Consider the following 13567-nt stretch of genomic DNA (forward strand, 5'->3'; position numbering starts at 1 on the left):
ACCGCAGATGTTCCGCCGAGCCTTCTGGTTCACCGCAGGCGCCGCCGCCGGCGTGTGGGCCACCACCAAGGTCAACCGTCAGCTCAAGAAGCTGACCCCGGAGAGCCTCGCCGCCCAGGCCGCCGACAAGGCGGTGGAGGCGGGCCACCGGCTCAAGGACTTCGCCCTCGACGTCAAGGCGGGAATGACGCAGCGCGAGGACGAGCTGAACGATGCACTGGGGCTGAACAGCGACCCCGACCGGCCCGACAACGTCACCGCCCTCCCCGGGCCCCGGCGGCTGCGGGCCATCGAGCACGACAAGACCACCCACCGAACGAACCGCCAGGCGGTTACGTACAACCGGAATGAGGACCACTGATGGAGTCGGCTGAAATCCGCCGCCGCTGGCTGAGCTTCTTCGAGGAGCGCGGTCACGCCGTTGTCCCTTCGGCGTCGCTCATCGCGGACGACCCGACTCTGCTGCTGGTGCCCGCGGGCATGGTGCCGTTCAAGCCCTACTTCCTGGGTGAGACCAAGCCGCCGGCCCCGACGCTCACCAGCGTCCAGAAGTGCGTCCGCACGCCGGACATCGAAGAGGTGGGCAAGACCACCCGCCACGGCACGTTCTTCCAGATGTGCGGCAACTTCTCCTTCGGCGACTACTTCAAGGAAGGCGCCATCAAGTACGCCTGGGAGCTGCTCACCAGCTCCGTGGCGGACGGCGGCTACGGCCTGGAGCCGGAGAAGCTCTGGATCACGGTCTACCTCGACGACGACGAGGCCGAGCAGATCTGGCGCGACAAGATCGGCGTCCCGCAGGAGCGCATCCAGCGCCTGGGCAAGAAGGACAACTTCTGGTCCATGGGCGTCCCGGGCCCCTGCGGCCCGTGCTCCGAGATCAACTACGACCGCGGCCCCGAGTTCGGCGTCGAGGGCGGCCCGGCCGTCAACGACGAGCGCTACGTGGAGATCTGGAACCTGGTCTTCATGCAGTTCGAGCGCGGCGCCGGCGACGGGAAGGAAGACTTCCCGATCCTCGGCGACCTGCCGTCGAAGAACATCGACACGGGTCTGGGCCTCGAGCGTCTCGCCATGATCCTGCAGGGCGTGCAGAACATGTACGAGACCGACACCCTGCGCGTGGTCATGGACAAGGCCACCGAGCTGACCGGCGTGCAGTACGGCGCCGCGCAGCACACGGACGTCTCGCTGCGCGTGGTCGCCGACCACATCCGCACCTCGACCATGCTCATCGGCGACGGCGTCACCCCCGGCAACGAGGGCCGCGGCTACGTGCTGCGCCGCATCATGCGCCGCGCCATCCGCAACATGCGCCTCATGGGCGCCACCGGTCCGGTCGTCCAGGACCTCGTCGACGTCGTGATCGACACGATGGGACAGCAGTACCCGGAGCTCGTCACCGACCGCAAGCGCATCGAGACCGTCGCCCTCGCCGAAGAGGCCGCCTTCCTGAAGGCCATCAAGGGCGGCACCAACATCCTCGACACCGCCGTGACCGAGACCAAGGCCGCCGGCGGCGCGGTCCTCTCCGGCGACAAGGCGTTCCTGCTCCACGACACCTGGGGCTTCCCGATCGACCTCACCCTGGAGATGGCCGCCGAGCAGGGCCTCTCCGTGGACGAGCCCGGCTTCCGCCGCCTGATGCAGGAGCAGCGCGACCGGGCCAAGGCCGACGCCAAGGCCAAGAAGACCGGCCACGCGGACATGTCCGCCTACCGGGAGATCGCCGACGGGGCCGGCGCCACCGAGTTCACCGGCTACGCCACCACCCAGGGCGAGTCCACCGTCGTCGGCCTGCTGGTCAACGGCGTGTCCGCGCCCGCCGCCTCCGAGGGCGACGAGGTCGAGGTCGTCCTGGACCGCACCCCCTTCTACGCCGAGGGCGGCGGCCAGCTCGCCGACCAGGGCCGCATCAAGCTCGACTCGGGCGCCGTCATCGTCGTCCGCGACGTGCAGCAGCCGGTCCCGGGCGTCTCCGTGCACAAGGGCTCCGTCCAGGTCGGCGAGGTGACGGTGGGCGCCTCCGCGTACGCCGCCATCGACGTGACCCGCCGCCGGGCGATCGCCCGCGCCCACTCGGCCACGCACCTGACCCACCAGGCCCTGCGCGACGCGCTGGGCCCGACGGCCGCCCAGGCCGGCTCCGAGAACAGCCCCGGCCGCTTCCGCTTCGACTTCGGCTCGCCGAACGCCGTCCCCGGCTCGGTCCTCACCGACGTCGAGCAGAAGATCAACGACGTGCTGTCGCGCGAGCTCGAGGTCACCGCCGAGATCATGAGCATCGACGAGGCGAAGAAGCAGGGCGCCATCGCCGAGTTCGGCGAGAAGTACGGCGAGCGCGTGCGCGTCGTCACCATCGGCGACTTCTCCAAGGAGCTGTGCGGCGGCACGCACGTCGGCAACACCGCCCAGCTGGGCCTGGTGAAGCTGCTCGGCGAGTCCTCCATCGGCTCCGGCGTGCGCCGCGTCGAGGCCCTCGTCGGCGTGGACGCGTACAACTTCCTCGCCAAGGAGCACACGGTCGTCGCCCAGCTCCAGGATCTGGTCAAGGGCCGTCCGGAGGAGCTGCCGGAGAAGATCGCCTCCATGCTCGGCAAGCTGAAGGACGCCGAGAAGGAGATCGAGAAGTTCCGCGCGGAGAAGGTCCTCCAGGCCGCCGCCGGGCTCGCCCAGAACGCCCAGGACATCAAGGGCGTCGCCCTCGTCGTCGGCCAGGTGGCGGACGGCGTCGGCGCCGACGACCTGCGCAAGCTGGTCCTCGACGTCCGCGGCCGCATCCAGGGCGACCGCCCGGCCGTCGTGGCCCTGTTCACCGTGGCGAACGACCGCCCGCTGACCGTGATCGCCACCAACGAGGCCGCCCGCGAGCGCGGTCTCAAGGCCGGCGACCTGGTCCGTACGGCCGCCAAGACCCTCGGCGGCGGCGGTGGCGGCAAGCCGGACGTCGCCCAGGGCGGCGGCCAGAACCCGGGCGCCGTCCCGGAGGCCATCAGCGCCGTCGAGCGCCTCGTCGCAGAGACGGCCTGACGATGACCCTGCGCCGCGGCCGCCGGCTGGCGATCGATGTGGGGGACGCCCGGATCGGGGTCGCCTCCTGCGACCCCGACGGGGTCCTGGCCACTCCGGTGGAAACCGTCCCGGGCCGGGACATCCCGTTCGCCCACCGGCGGCTGCGGCAGCTCGTCGAGGAGTACGAGCCCCTCGAGGTGGTGGTCGGCCTGCCCCGCTCGCTCAGCGGGCGGGAGGGGCCGGCCGCGGCCAAGGTGCGCGTCTTCGCGAACGAACTGGCGAAGGGCATCAAACCGGTGACGGTCCGTCTGGTGGACGAGCGGATGACCACGGTCACCGCCGCCCAGGGGCTGCGCGCCTCCGGAAAGAACGCGAAGAAGGGCAGATCGGTCATCGATCAGGCGGCCGCTGTGGTGATCCTTCAGAACGCTCTTGAGACCGAACGGGTATCAGGTAATCCGCCCGGCGAGTGCGTCGAAGTGGTTGTCTGATCGCGATACGGTAACGTTCCGCGCGATGAGACGGCATTCGAACAAGCCGTCGCCTTCGTCTCGCGGCTCTAGGGGACCGATGACTGAGTATGGCCGGGGCCGTGGCCCCGAACCGTGGCACCCGGAGGATCCCCTGTTCGGGGACCAGGGGTGGACCGCGCACCAGACCCAGCAGGGCCAGGCTCCGTACGCCGATCCGCAGCAGGGGTATCCGCAGGAGCAGCAGTACCAGCAGCAGTACCCCGAGCAGCAGCAGTACGCGCAGCAGCAGTACCCGGAGCAGCAGCAGTACCCGCAGCAGGGACAGCACCCGCAGTACCCCGAGCAGGGGCACCCGGAGCAGCAGTACCAGCAGCAGGCGCAGTACCAGCAGTACGCCCAGCAGCAGGCCTACGCCCCGCAGGTCCCGCAGGCGCCCCAGCAGCCGGTGTACGACTCCCAGGGCTGGGACACCGGCCAGGGGCAGTACGCGGTGCCCGCGCCGGCCGACCCGTACGCGGGCGCGGACCCGTACGCCCAGCAGGCCGTGGCCGGCTACCCCGGCGAGGCGCCCGACCTGTACGCCACGCCCGAGGCCTACCCGCCGCCGCAGCCCCCCGGCCGGCGCCACCTGGAGCCGGAGCCGGTCGAGCAGGAGGACGAGGAATCCGAGAGCGCGTCCGACGCCGGCGAAGGCCGTGACGGCGACGAGCCCGCCGGCGGCGGCCGCCGGGGCGGCCGCTCGAAGGGCGGCAAGGGCGGCAAGACCAAGGAGCGCAGCGGCGCCGCGTGCCTGGTCGCCTCCCTCGTCATCGTGGCGGTGCTCGGCGGTGGCGGCTACTACGGCTACACCTACCTCAAGGACCGGTTCGCCACGGCCGAGGACTACGCGGGGGAGGGCACCGGCGAGACCGTCGACGTCCAGATCCCCCCGGGATCCTCCCTGGCCGCGATGGGCAACATCCTCAAGAAGCACGGCATCGTCGCGAGCGTGGAGGCGTTCACCACCGCGGCGAACATCAATCCCAAGGGCAAGTCGATCCAGCCGGGCGTCTACCCCCTGAAGAAGAAGATGTCGGCCGCGGCCGCCGTCGCCTTCATGACCGACCCCACGAAGCTGAACGTGATCACGGTTCCCGAGGGCAAGCGGAACGTCGAGGTCTACAAGGCCATCGACAACCGCCTCGGCAAGCCGGCCGGCACCACCGAGGAGATCGCCAAGCGCGAGGGCAAGAACCTGGGCCTGCCGGCCTGGGCGGGCAACAACCCGAAGCTCATCGACCCCCTCGAAGGCTTCCTCTACCCGGCGCGCTACGACATCAGCAAGGACAGCACGCCCGAGTCCCTGCTCAAGCAGATGGTCAAGAACGCCTCGGACAAGTACTCCGAGCTGGGCATCGAGGGCAAGGCCAAGGAACTGGGCCTCGAGAACCCGCTCCAGGTGGTCACGGTCGCCAGCCTCGTCAACGCCGAGGGCAAGAACCACGAGGACTTCCGCAAGATGTCCGAGGTGGTCTACAACCGTCTCAAGAAGACCAACGACGTCACGAACCAGAAGATCGAGTTCGACTCGACGTACAACTACGCGAAGAACCAGAGCGAGATCAACTTCAACCTCAAGGAAGCCCAGGCCTTCAACAACCCGTACAACACCCACTTCATCAAGGGCCTCCCGATCGGCCCCATCGGGAACCCGGGCCTGGACGCGCTTACCGCTACGCTCAACCCGGATCACGGCGGCTGGATGTTCTTCGTGTCGGTCGACGGCAACACGACGACCTTCACCCAGACCTACGAGGAGCACCTCAAGCTCGTCGCCGAGTTCCAGGAACGGCAGAAGCAGAAGAACGGCGGGTAGCAGGACATGACACGGATACGGGCCGCAGTGCTGGGTTCACCCATCGAGCACTCGCTCTCACCGGTGCTGCACCGCGCCGCCTACCAGGAGCTCGGCCTCGCCGACTGGTCGTACGACCGCTTCGACGTCGACGAGGCCGCGCTCCCGGGCTTCATCGCCGGGCTCGGTCCCGAATGGGCCGGGCTGTCCCTGACGATGCCGCTGAAGCGGGCGGTCATCCCGCTGCTCGACGCCGTCAGCGACACCGCCGCCTCGGTCGAGGCGGTCAACACGGTCGTCTTCGCCGAGGACGGCCGCCGCCTCGGCGACAACACCGACATCCCCGGCATCGTCGCCGCCCTGCACGAGCGCGGCATCGAGAAGGTGCCGTCCGCGGCCATCCTCGGCGCCGGGGCCACCGCCTCCTCGGCCCTGGCCGCGCTCTCCAGGATCTGCACCGGCGAGGTCACCGCGTACGTCCGCTCGCGGGCCCGCGCCGACGAGATGCGGCAGTGGGGCGAGCGGCTGGGCGTCCCCGTCCGTACGGCCGACTGGTCCGAGGCGGCCCGGGCGCTGGCCGCGCCGCTGGTCGTCGCGACCACCCCGGCCGGGGCCACCGACGAACTGGCCGCTGCCGTACCCGAGGCCCCGGGCACTCTCTTCGACGTCCTGTACGACCCCTGGCCGACCCCCCTCGCGGCCGCCTGGTCGCAGCGGGGCGGCACGGTCATCGGCGGGCTGGACCTGCTGGTCCACCAGGCCGTGCTCCAGGTCGAGCAGATGACGGGCCGCGACCGGGGGCCGCTCGCCGCCATACGCGCCGCCGGCGAACGGGCGCTCGCCGCCCGTTAGGCTTTCCCCCGCATTGTTGATCTTGGGGGGCGTCATGGAACAGACCGGTACGGAGCAGATACTCGCCTCGAAGTGGGACATCCCCTTCGTGATCCTCGCCGCGGCCCGGGCCGCCTTCGGCGACCTGCCGCTCTGGGCGAAGGTGATCGTCCTCGGACTCGTCGGATCCCTCGGCGTGTGGACGGCCGTCACATGGGTGCGGCAGCGCCGCAGCCGGGTCAACTGACGGACGAGCCGTCCGATAGCTGGACTCGAGGCCGGTATCCCCGTCCGGACATGGGAGGATCGGGTGAGGCGGGTCCGGGGCCGCGCACTCCACCAGCTCACGCTGGGAGGTGCCCCCAGGGGCGCGCCGAGCTGAACCAGGCGCGAGCATGAGGAGCATCGTTGAGCAGGTTGCGTTGGCTGACCGCCGGGGAGTCCCACGGACCGGCACTGGTGGCGACGCTGGAGGGACTTCCCGCCGGCGTCCCGGTCACCACCGAGCTGGTGGCCGACCACCTGGCCCGGCGCCGGCTCGGCTACGGCCGCGGGGCCCGGATGAAGTTCGAGCAGGACGAGATCACTTTCATCGGCGGCGTCCGGCACGGGCTGTCGCTCGGTTCCCCCGTCGCCGTGATGGTCGGCAACAGCGAGTGGCCCAAGTGGGAGACCGTCATGTCGGCCGACCCGGTCGACCCCTCGCTGCTCAAGGACACCGGCCGCAACGCGCCGCTGACCCGTCCGCGGCCCGGCCACGCCGACCTCGCGGGCATGCAGAAGTACGGCTTCGACGAGGCCCGGCCGATCCTGGAGCGCGCCAGCGCCCGTGAGACCGCCGCCCGTGTCGCCCTCGGAGCCATCGCCCGGTCCTTCATCAAGGAAGTCGCGGGCATCGAGATCGTCTCGCACGTGGTGGAGCTGGCCGCGGCCAAGGCCCCGTACGGCGTCTACCCGACCCCCGCCGACGTCGAGAAGCTCGACGCCGACCCGGTGCGCTGCCTCGACGCGGACGCGAGCAAGGCGATGGTCGCGGAGATCGACCAGGCCCACAAGGACGGCGACACCCTCGGCGGCGTCGTCGAGGTGCTCGCGTACGGAGTCCCGGTCGGCCTCGGCTCGCACGTCCACTGGGACCGCCGCCTCGACGCCCGCCTCGCGGCGGCGCTCATGGGCATCCAGGCCATCAAGGGCGTCGAGGTCGGCGACGGCTTCGAGCTGGCCCGCGTGCCCGGCTCCAAGGCGCACGACGAGATCGTCTCCACCCCCGAGGGCCTCAAGCGCACCTCCGGCCGTTCCGGCGGCACCGAGGGCGGTCTGACCACCGGTGAGCTGCTGCGCGTACGGGCCGCCATGAAGCCCATCGCGACCGTGCCGCGCGCCCTCGCGACCGTGGACGTGGCCACCGGAGAGGCGACGGTGGCCCACCACCAGCGCTCCGACGTGTGCGCCGTCCCGGCCGCCGGCATCGTGGCCGAGGCCATGGTCGCCCTCGTGCTGGCCGACGCGGTGGTCGAGAAGTTCGGCGGCGACTCCGTGCCCGAGACGCGCCGCAACGTCCGGGCGTACCTCGACAACCTGCAGATCCGGTGACGGGCGGACCCAGCACCCCGAGCGCGCCGGTCGTCGTCCTCGTCGGGCCCCCGGGCTCCGGCAAGTCCACGGTGGGGGCGATGATCGCCGAGCGGCTCGGCGTCGCCTACCGGGACACGGACGCGGACATCGTCGCGGCCCAGGGCCGGGAGATCTCCGACATCTTCGTCGACGAGGGCGAGCCGTACTTCCGCGAGCTCGAACGGCAGGCGGTCGCCGCCGGCGTCGCCGAGCACACCGGGGTCCTCTCCCTGGGCGGCGGCGCGGTCCTCGACCCGGGCACCCGCGCACTGCTGGCCGGGCTGCCCGTCGCCTACCTGTCGATGGAGGTCGAGTCGGCCGTGCGCCGCGCCGGCCTCGGCGCGGCCCGCCCGCTGCTGGCCGTCAACCCGCGCCGCCAGTGGCGCGAGCTGATGGACGCCCGCCGCCCCCTGTACACCGAAGTCGCGCGCGTCGTGGTGGCCACCGACGACCGCACCCCCGAAGAGGTCGCCCAGGCGGTCCTCGACGCTCTGGAGTTGAAGGACGTATGACGGACCAGGTGACGCGGATCCAGGTCGGTGCCGACGCCGGCCACGACGCGTACGAGGTGCTCGTCGGGCACCAGCTGCTCGGCGAGCTGGGCAGCATGATCGGCGGCAAGGCCCAGCGGGTCGCCGTGATCCACCCCGAGGCCCTGGCCTCCACGGGTGAGGCGCTGCGCTACGACCTCGCCGAACAGGGCTACGAGGCGGTCGCCATCCAGGTGCCGAACGCCGAGGAGGCCAAGACGGCCGAGGTGGCCGCGTACTGCTGGAAGGCGCTCGGCCAGTCCGGCTTCACCCGCACCGACGTCGTCGTCGGCGTCGGCGGGGGATCCACCACCGACCTCGCGGGCTTCGTCGCGGCCACCTGGCTGCGCGGGGTGCGCTGGATCGCCGTACCGACCACCGTGCTCGCGATGGTCGACGCGGCGGTCGGCGGCAAGACCGGCATCAACACCGCCGAGGGCAAGAACCTCGTCGGCGCCTTCCACCCGCCGGCCGGTGTGCTGTGCGACCTGGCGGCGCTGGACTCGCTGCCGGTCAACGACTACGTCAGCGGCCTCGCCGAGGTCATCAAGGCCGGTTTCATCTCCGACCCGGTGATCCTCGACCTGATCGAGGCGGACCCGCAGGGGGCCCGGACGCCCACCGGCCCGCACACCACCGAGCTCATCGTGCGGTCGATCCAGGTCAAGGCCGACGTGGTCTCCAGCGACCTCAAGGAGACCGGCCTGCGCGAGTTCCTCAACTACGGCCACACCCTCGGGCACGCCATCGAGAAGAACGAGCGCTACAAGTGGCGGCACGGCGCGGCCGTCTCCGTCGGCATGGTCTTCGCGGCGGAACTCGGCCGGCTCGCGGGCCGCCTCGACGACGCCACGGCCGACCGGCACCGCTCGGTGCTGGCCTCGGTGGGCCTGCCGCTGACCTACCGCGGCGACCAGTGGCCCAAGCTGCTCCAGACCATGCAGCTCGACAAGAAGTCGCGCGGCAACCTGCTGCGCTTCATCGTCCTCGACGGCCTGGGCAAGCCCACCGTGCTGGAAGGCCCCGACCCGGCGCACCTGATCGCCGCCTACGGCGAGGTGTCCGCGTGAGCCGGCGCGTGCTCGTGCTGAACGGCCCCAACCTGGGCCGGCTCGGCTCGCGCGAGCCCGACGTGTACGGGGCCACCTCGTACGCGGGCCTGGTGGAGAGCTGCCGCACGCTGGGCGCGGAACTCGGCTTCGACGTCGAGGTCCGCGAGACCAACGACGAGGGGCAGATCGTGCGCTGGCTGCACGAGGCGGCCGACGGGAAGATCCCCGTGGTCATCAACCCGGGCGCCTTCACGCACTACTCGTACGCCATGCGGGACGCGGCGGCGCAGCGCACCGCGCCGCTGATCGAGGTGCACATCTCGAACCCGTACGCCCGCGAGGAGTTCCGGCACACCTCGGTCATCGCCTCCGTGGCGACCGGGACCGTCGCGGGCTTCGGCATCGGGTCGTACCGGCTGGCGCTGAGGGCGCTGGCGGACGAGGTCGCCGGGGTCATATAACGTTCTCGCATCAGTCGCCGGAACGAGACGGAGTTGCACCGGATGCAGCAAGGAGTGGGGAGCGGGGGCGCGGGCTGGGGGCAGTCGGGACAGCACCCGGCAGCGCCGCCGCAGCCGCCGATACCCCCTGCGCAGGGCTGGCCGGGGTCCCCGCCGCCGCCTCCGCCGGCATCGCACCAGGCGCCCCCCGCGCACCCGGCGGGGATACCGCCGGTGCCGGAGGCCACCGGGCACATCCCGCTGCCGCCCGCGGTGGCGGGCACCGGTGCGCACACCCTCGCGGTGCTGCTGATCGGCCCGGCCGGGGCGGGGAAGACCACCGTGGCCCGGCACTGGGCGAGCACCCGGCCCGTGGCCACCGCCCACATCAGCCTGGACGACGTCCGGGAGTGGGTCTGCTCGGGCTTCGCGGACCCGCAGGCGGGGTGGAACGAGCACTCCGAGGCCCAGTACCGCCTCGCCCGCCGCACCTGCGGGTTCGCCGCCCGCAACTACCTGGCCAACGGGATCTCCTGCATCCTCGACGACGCCGTCTTCCCGGACCGGCCGGTCGTCGGCCTGGGCGGCTGGAAGCGGCACGTGGGGCCCGCGCTGCTGCCGGTGGTGCTGCTGCCGGGGCTGGAGATCGTCCTGGAGCGCAACGCGGCCCGCTCCGGCAACCGCAGGCTCTCCGACGAGGAGGTCGCGCGCATCCACGGCCGGATGGCGGGCTGGTACGGCTCGGGCCTGCCGATCATCGACAACTCCCACCTCGACGTCGAAGGCACGGCGAGGGCCCTCGACGAGGCCCTGGCACGCGCGCTGACCTAGGCGCCGTCCGGCTTGCCCCGGCGGGGCGGCGCACGTCCGGACGCGCTCGCCGGGCCGGAGGCGCGCTGCGCTCGTACGCTCGAAGACATGTCAGACGTGTACGCCGCCCGCCGGGGCACGCTTCGCGACCGCTGCGCCGCCGCGGGGAACGCCGCCGCGCTGATCACGCGTCCGGCGAACGTCCGCTATCTCTCCGGGGCGTCCCCGCTGGGCGCCGTACTCCTGGTGGGGCCGTCCGAGGACGTGATGTTCTGCGTCAACGCGCCCACCGGCGAGGCCGACGAGGGCCGCCTCGACGAGCACCTCAAGGTGTCCGTGCTGGCGAGCCCCGGCGGGGATCCGGCCGTCGCGGCCGGCGACCTCGCCGCGGCCGTCCGCGCCGACTCGCTCGCCGTGGAGGAGCACCACCTCACCGTGGCCCGGCACCGGGCCCTGCGCTCCGTCGCCCCGTCGCTGCGCCTGGCCGACCTCGGCAACGCCGTGGAGCAGCAGCGCCTGGTCAAGGACGAGGAGGAGATCGCCTGCCTGCGGATCGCCGCCGAGATCGCCGACCAGGCCCTGGGCGAACTGCTGGAGTCCATCCTCGTCGGACGCACCGAACGCCACCTCGCCCTGGAGCTGGAGCGGCGGCTCGTCGACCACGGGGCCGACGGGCCGGCCTTCCCGACCTCCGTCGGGACGGGCCCGCACTCCGGCCGCTCCCGGCACCGGCCCTCCGACCGCCGGGTGGAGGAGGGCGACTTCCTGACCGTCTGCCTCGGCGCCGGCTACCGCGGCTACCGCTGCGAGATCGGCCGCACCTTCGTCATCGGCACCACCCCCGCGGACTGGCAGATCCAGCTGTACGACCTGGTCTTCGCCGCGCAGCGGGCCGGGCGGGAGGCCCTCCTGCCGGGCGCCGCGTACCGGGACGTGGACCACGCCGCCCGCTCCGTACTGGACGCCGCGGGCCATGGGGAAGCGCTCGCGCCGTGGACCGGACACGGTGTCGGTCTCGAAATCGACGAGGACCCGCAGCTAGCACCTACGGCAATGGGTAAACTGGACGCTTGCGTGCCGGTCACCGTCGAACCGGGGGTTCACCTCCCCGGCCGGGGAGGTGTCCGGATCGATGACACGCTCGTCGTGCGCCCCGAGGCGGACGGCGGTCCCGAGCTACTCACCATTACGACCAAGGAGCTGCTCGCGCTCTAGCCCGTCGCCGGGCTGTGCGCGCACCCGTGGTCTTCCAGTGCAGGAGATTCCGCAACCGTGGCTTCCACGAACGACCTCAAGAACGGCATGGTGCTCAAGCTCGACGGTGGCCAGCTCTGGTCCGTCGTCGAGTTCCAGCACGTCAAGCCCGGCAAGGGCCCGGCCTTCGTGCGCACCAAGCTCAAGCACGTGCTCTCCGGCAAGGTCGTCGACAAGACGTTCAACGCCGGCACGAAGGTCGAGACCGCCACGATCGACCGGCGTGACATGCAGTTCTCGTACATGGACGGCGAGTACTTCGTCTTCATGGACATGCAGACCTACGACCAGCTGATGGTCGACAAGAAGGCCGTCGGCGACGCCGCCAACTTCCTGATCGAGGGCTTCACCGCCTCGGTCGCCCAGCACGAGGGCGAGGTGCTCTACGTCGAGCTCCCGGCCGCCGTCGAGCTGGTCATCGAGCACACCGACCCGGGCGTCCAGGGCGACCGCTCCACCGGCGGCACCAAGCCGGCGCGCCTGGAGACCGGTCACGAGATCCAGGTCCCGCTCTTCGTCACCACCGGCGAGAAGATCAAGGTCGACACCCGCACCAGCGACTACCTCGGCCGGGTGAACAGCTAACCGTGGCTGCCCGGAGCAACGCGCGCAAGCGCGCTTTCCAGATCCTGTTCGAGGCCGACCAGCGCGGGGTGCCCGTGCGCGAGGTCCTCGCGGACTGGATCCGCCACGCCCGGTCGGACGACCGGCAGCCGCCGGTCAGCGCCTTCACGATGGACCTCGTCGAGGGCTACGCCGACAAGGTGAACCGCATCGACGACCTGATCGTCACCTACGCCGTGGACTGGGAACTCGACCGCATGCCGGTCGTGGACCGGAACATCCTGCGGCTCGGTGCCTACGAGCTGATCTGGGTGGACGACACCCCGGACGCCGTGGCGATCGACGAGGCCGTCCAGCTGGCCAAGGAGTTCTCGACGGACGACTCGCCGTCGTTCGTGAACGGGCTGCTGGCCCGCTTCAAGGAACTGAAGCCGAATCTGCGCCGCCAGTAGTCTCCGGCGGATTCGGTTGAGCGGAGGGGCCGCAGCAGGCGCTGCGGCCCCTCCGCTGTGTGCGGGGCGGCCGCGGGGCGGTGCCGGCGGCCGCGGGCGCCACGCGAAACGGCGGGTGCCGGAAGCCTCCTGGGCTCCCGGCACCCGCCGGTAAACGTTTCTGCTGGTACGGAAGACGACTAGATGTCCTCGTGCGCCACGGCGCGACGGGCATCCGCGTCCAGCACGCCCCAGCTGATCAGCTGCTCGGTCAGGACCGAGGGGGACTGGTCGTAGATGACGGCGAGGGTGCGCAGGTCGTCCTGGCGGATCGACAGCACCTTGCCGTTGTAGTCGCCGCGCTGGCTCTGGATCGTGGCCGCGTAGCGCTGGAGCGGGCCGGCCTTCTCGGCGGGCACGCCCGCCAGGCGCTCCAGGTCGAGACGCAGCTTCGGCGGCGGCTCGGCCGCTCCGCCCGGAGTCGTGCCCGGCAGGAGCTCCTGCACCGGCACCCCGTAGAAGTCCGCCAGCTCGGCAAGGCGCTGGACGGTCACGGCGCGGTCCCCGCGCTCGTAAGAACCGACCACCACGGCCTTCCACCGGCCCTGGGACTTCTCCTCGACACCATGGAGGGAAAGGCCCTGCTGGGTGCGGATGGCACGGAGCTTGGCCCCGAGCTGTTTGGCGTATTCGCTGGACATAACGCTCCCGGACGCTGTGAC

General features: G+C 71.4%; 15 protein-coding genes. 14 read left to right on the top strand and 1 reads right to left on the bottom strand.

The window, feature by feature from the left end; translation table 11 throughout:
• Positions 1-7: 7 nt before the first annotated feature.
• The 14 genes from ACFWP3_RS16205 (at position 8) to nusB (ending at position 12866) form a co-directional block, all read left to right on the top strand.
• The gene (locus tag ACFWP3_RS16205) at positions 8-361 is read left to right on the top strand and encodes a DUF6167 family protein (RefSeq protein ID WP_384221027.1); all 354 of its coding nucleotides are present in this window, start codon (positions 8-10) and stop codon (positions 359-361) included.
• Positions 361-3030, top strand: a complete 2670-nt coding sequence (gene alaS / locus ACFWP3_RS16210) for an alanine--tRNA ligase (protein ID WP_384221029.1) — start codon at positions 361-363, stop codon at positions 3028-3030. Before ACFWP3_RS16205 ends, alaS begins: the two co-directional genes overlap by 1 nt.
• A 2-nt stretch (positions 3031-3032) precedes the next feature.
• Entirely contained in the window at positions 3033-3503 is a 471-nt protein-coding gene (ruvX, locus tag ACFWP3_RS16215) for a Holliday junction resolvase RuvX (protein WP_030387206.1), read from the top strand.
• A 79-nt stretch (positions 3504-3582) separates the two neighbouring features.
• On the top strand, positions 3583-5340 hold the full coding sequence (gene mltG, locus ACFWP3_RS16220; protein ID WP_384221032.1) for an endolytic transglycosylase MltG: 1758 nt from the start codon (positions 3583-3585) through the stop codon (positions 5338-5340).
• A gap of 6 nt (positions 5341-5346) precedes the next feature.
• A complete protein-coding gene (locus tag ACFWP3_RS16225; protein WP_384221034.1) occupies positions 5347-6171 on the top strand; it encodes a shikimate dehydrogenase in 825 nt (274 codons plus the stop codon).
• A gap of 34 nt (positions 6172-6205) precedes the next feature.
• Positions 6206-6397, top strand: coding sequence for a hypothetical protein (locus tag ACFWP3_RS16230; protein ID WP_384221037.1), 192 nt, complete (start codon positions 6206-6208; stop codon positions 6395-6397).
• A gap of 161 nt (positions 6398-6558) precedes the next feature.
• The gene (gene aroC, locus ACFWP3_RS16235; protein WP_384221040.1) at positions 6559-7743 is read left to right on the top strand and encodes a chorismate synthase; all 1185 of its coding nucleotides are present in this window, start codon (positions 6559-6561) and stop codon (positions 7741-7743) included.
• Positions 7740-8276, top strand: a complete 537-nt coding sequence (locus ACFWP3_RS16240; RefSeq protein WP_384221042.1) for a shikimate kinase — start codon at positions 7740-7742, stop codon at positions 8274-8276. The genes aroC and ACFWP3_RS16240 overlap by 4 nt, the downstream gene beginning before the upstream one ends.
• On the top strand, positions 8273-9364 hold the full coding sequence (gene aroB, locus ACFWP3_RS16245) for a 3-dehydroquinate synthase (protein ID WP_384221045.1): 1092 nt from the start codon (positions 8273-8275) through the stop codon (positions 9362-9364). The genes ACFWP3_RS16240 and aroB overlap by 4 nt, the downstream gene beginning before the upstream one ends.
• Positions 9361-9807 (top strand): type II 3-dehydroquinate dehydratase, encoded by a 447-nt coding sequence (gene aroQ / locus ACFWP3_RS16250; RefSeq protein WP_069919444.1) that lies wholly within the window; start codon positions 9361-9363, stop codon positions 9805-9807. The genes aroB and aroQ overlap by 4 nt, the downstream gene beginning before the upstream one ends.
• 42 nt (positions 9808-9849) lie before the next feature.
• Positions 9850-10617: an AAA family ATPase gene (locus ACFWP3_RS16255; RefSeq protein WP_384221048.1), complete on the top strand. Its 768-nt coding sequence runs from the start codon at positions 9850-9852 to the stop codon at positions 10615-10617.
• Between the two features lie 87 nt (positions 10618-10704).
• On the top strand, positions 10705-11811 hold the full coding sequence (locus tag ACFWP3_RS16260) for an aminopeptidase P family protein (protein ID WP_384221050.1): 1107 nt from the start codon (positions 10705-10707) through the stop codon (positions 11809-11811).
• Positions 11812-11868: 57 nt separating this feature from the next.
• On the top strand, positions 11869-12435 hold the full coding sequence (gene efp / locus ACFWP3_RS16265; protein ID WP_048477874.1) for an elongation factor P: 567 nt from the start codon (positions 11869-11871) through the stop codon (positions 12433-12435).
• A gap of 2 nt (positions 12436-12437) precedes the next feature.
• Entirely contained in the window at positions 12438-12866 is a 429-nt protein-coding gene (gene nusB / locus ACFWP3_RS16270; RefSeq protein WP_384221052.1) for a transcription antitermination factor NusB, read from the top strand.
• A 179-nt stretch (positions 12867-13045) separates the two neighbouring features.
• On the opposite strand, the gene bldD is transcribed toward nusB, so the two are convergent.
• Complete coding sequence (gene bldD, locus ACFWP3_RS16275) at positions 13046-13546, bottom strand: transcriptional regulator BldD (protein WP_007263032.1); 501 nt, start codon at positions 13544-13546, stop codon at positions 13046-13048.
• Positions 13547-13567: the final 21 nt, after the last annotated feature.

This window comes from Streptomyces sp. NPDC058525 (assembly GCF_042719495.1).
In the GTDB taxonomy this organism is placed as follows: Bacteria; Actinomycetota; Actinomycetes; order Streptomycetales; family Streptomycetaceae; genus Streptomyces.

Excerpts from the sequence above, each read along its gene's own strand:
- ACFWP3_RS16205 (WP_384221027.1), top strand. The coding sequence starts at position 8 with ATGTTCCGCCGAGCCTTCTGGTTCACCGCAGGCGCCGCCGCCGGCGTG.
- alaS (WP_384221029.1), top strand. The coding sequence starts at position 361 with ATGGAGTCGGCTGAAATCCGCCGCCGCTGGCTGAGCTTCTTCGAGGAG.
- ruvX (WP_030387206.1), top strand. The coding sequence starts at position 3,033 with ATGACCCTGCGCCGCGGCCGCCGGCTGGCGATCGATGTGGGGGACGCC.
- mltG (WP_384221032.1), top strand. The coding sequence starts at position 3,583 with ATGACTGAGTATGGCCGGGGCCGTGGCCCCGAACCGTGGCACCCGGAG.
- ACFWP3_RS16225 (WP_384221034.1), top strand. The coding sequence starts at position 5,347 with ATGACACGGATACGGGCCGCAGTGCTGGGTTCACCCATCGAGCACTCG.
- ACFWP3_RS16230 (WP_384221037.1), top strand. The coding sequence starts at position 6,206 with ATGGAACAGACCGGTACGGAGCAGATACTCGCCTCGAAGTGGGACATC.
- aroB (WP_384221045.1), top strand. The coding sequence starts at position 8,273 with ATGACGGACCAGGTGACGCGGATCCAGGTCGGTGCCGACGCCGGCCAC.
- ACFWP3_RS16255 (WP_384221048.1), top strand. The coding sequence starts at position 9,850 with ATGCAGCAAGGAGTGGGGAGCGGGGGCGCGGGCTGGGGGCAGTCGGGA.
- ACFWP3_RS16260 (WP_384221050.1), top strand. The coding sequence starts at position 10,705 with ATGTCAGACGTGTACGCCGCCCGCCGGGGCACGCTTCGCGACCGCTGC.
- bldD (WP_007263032.1), bottom strand. The coding sequence starts at position 13,546 with ATGTCCAGCGAATACGCCAAACAGCTCGGGGCCAAGCTCCGTGCCATC.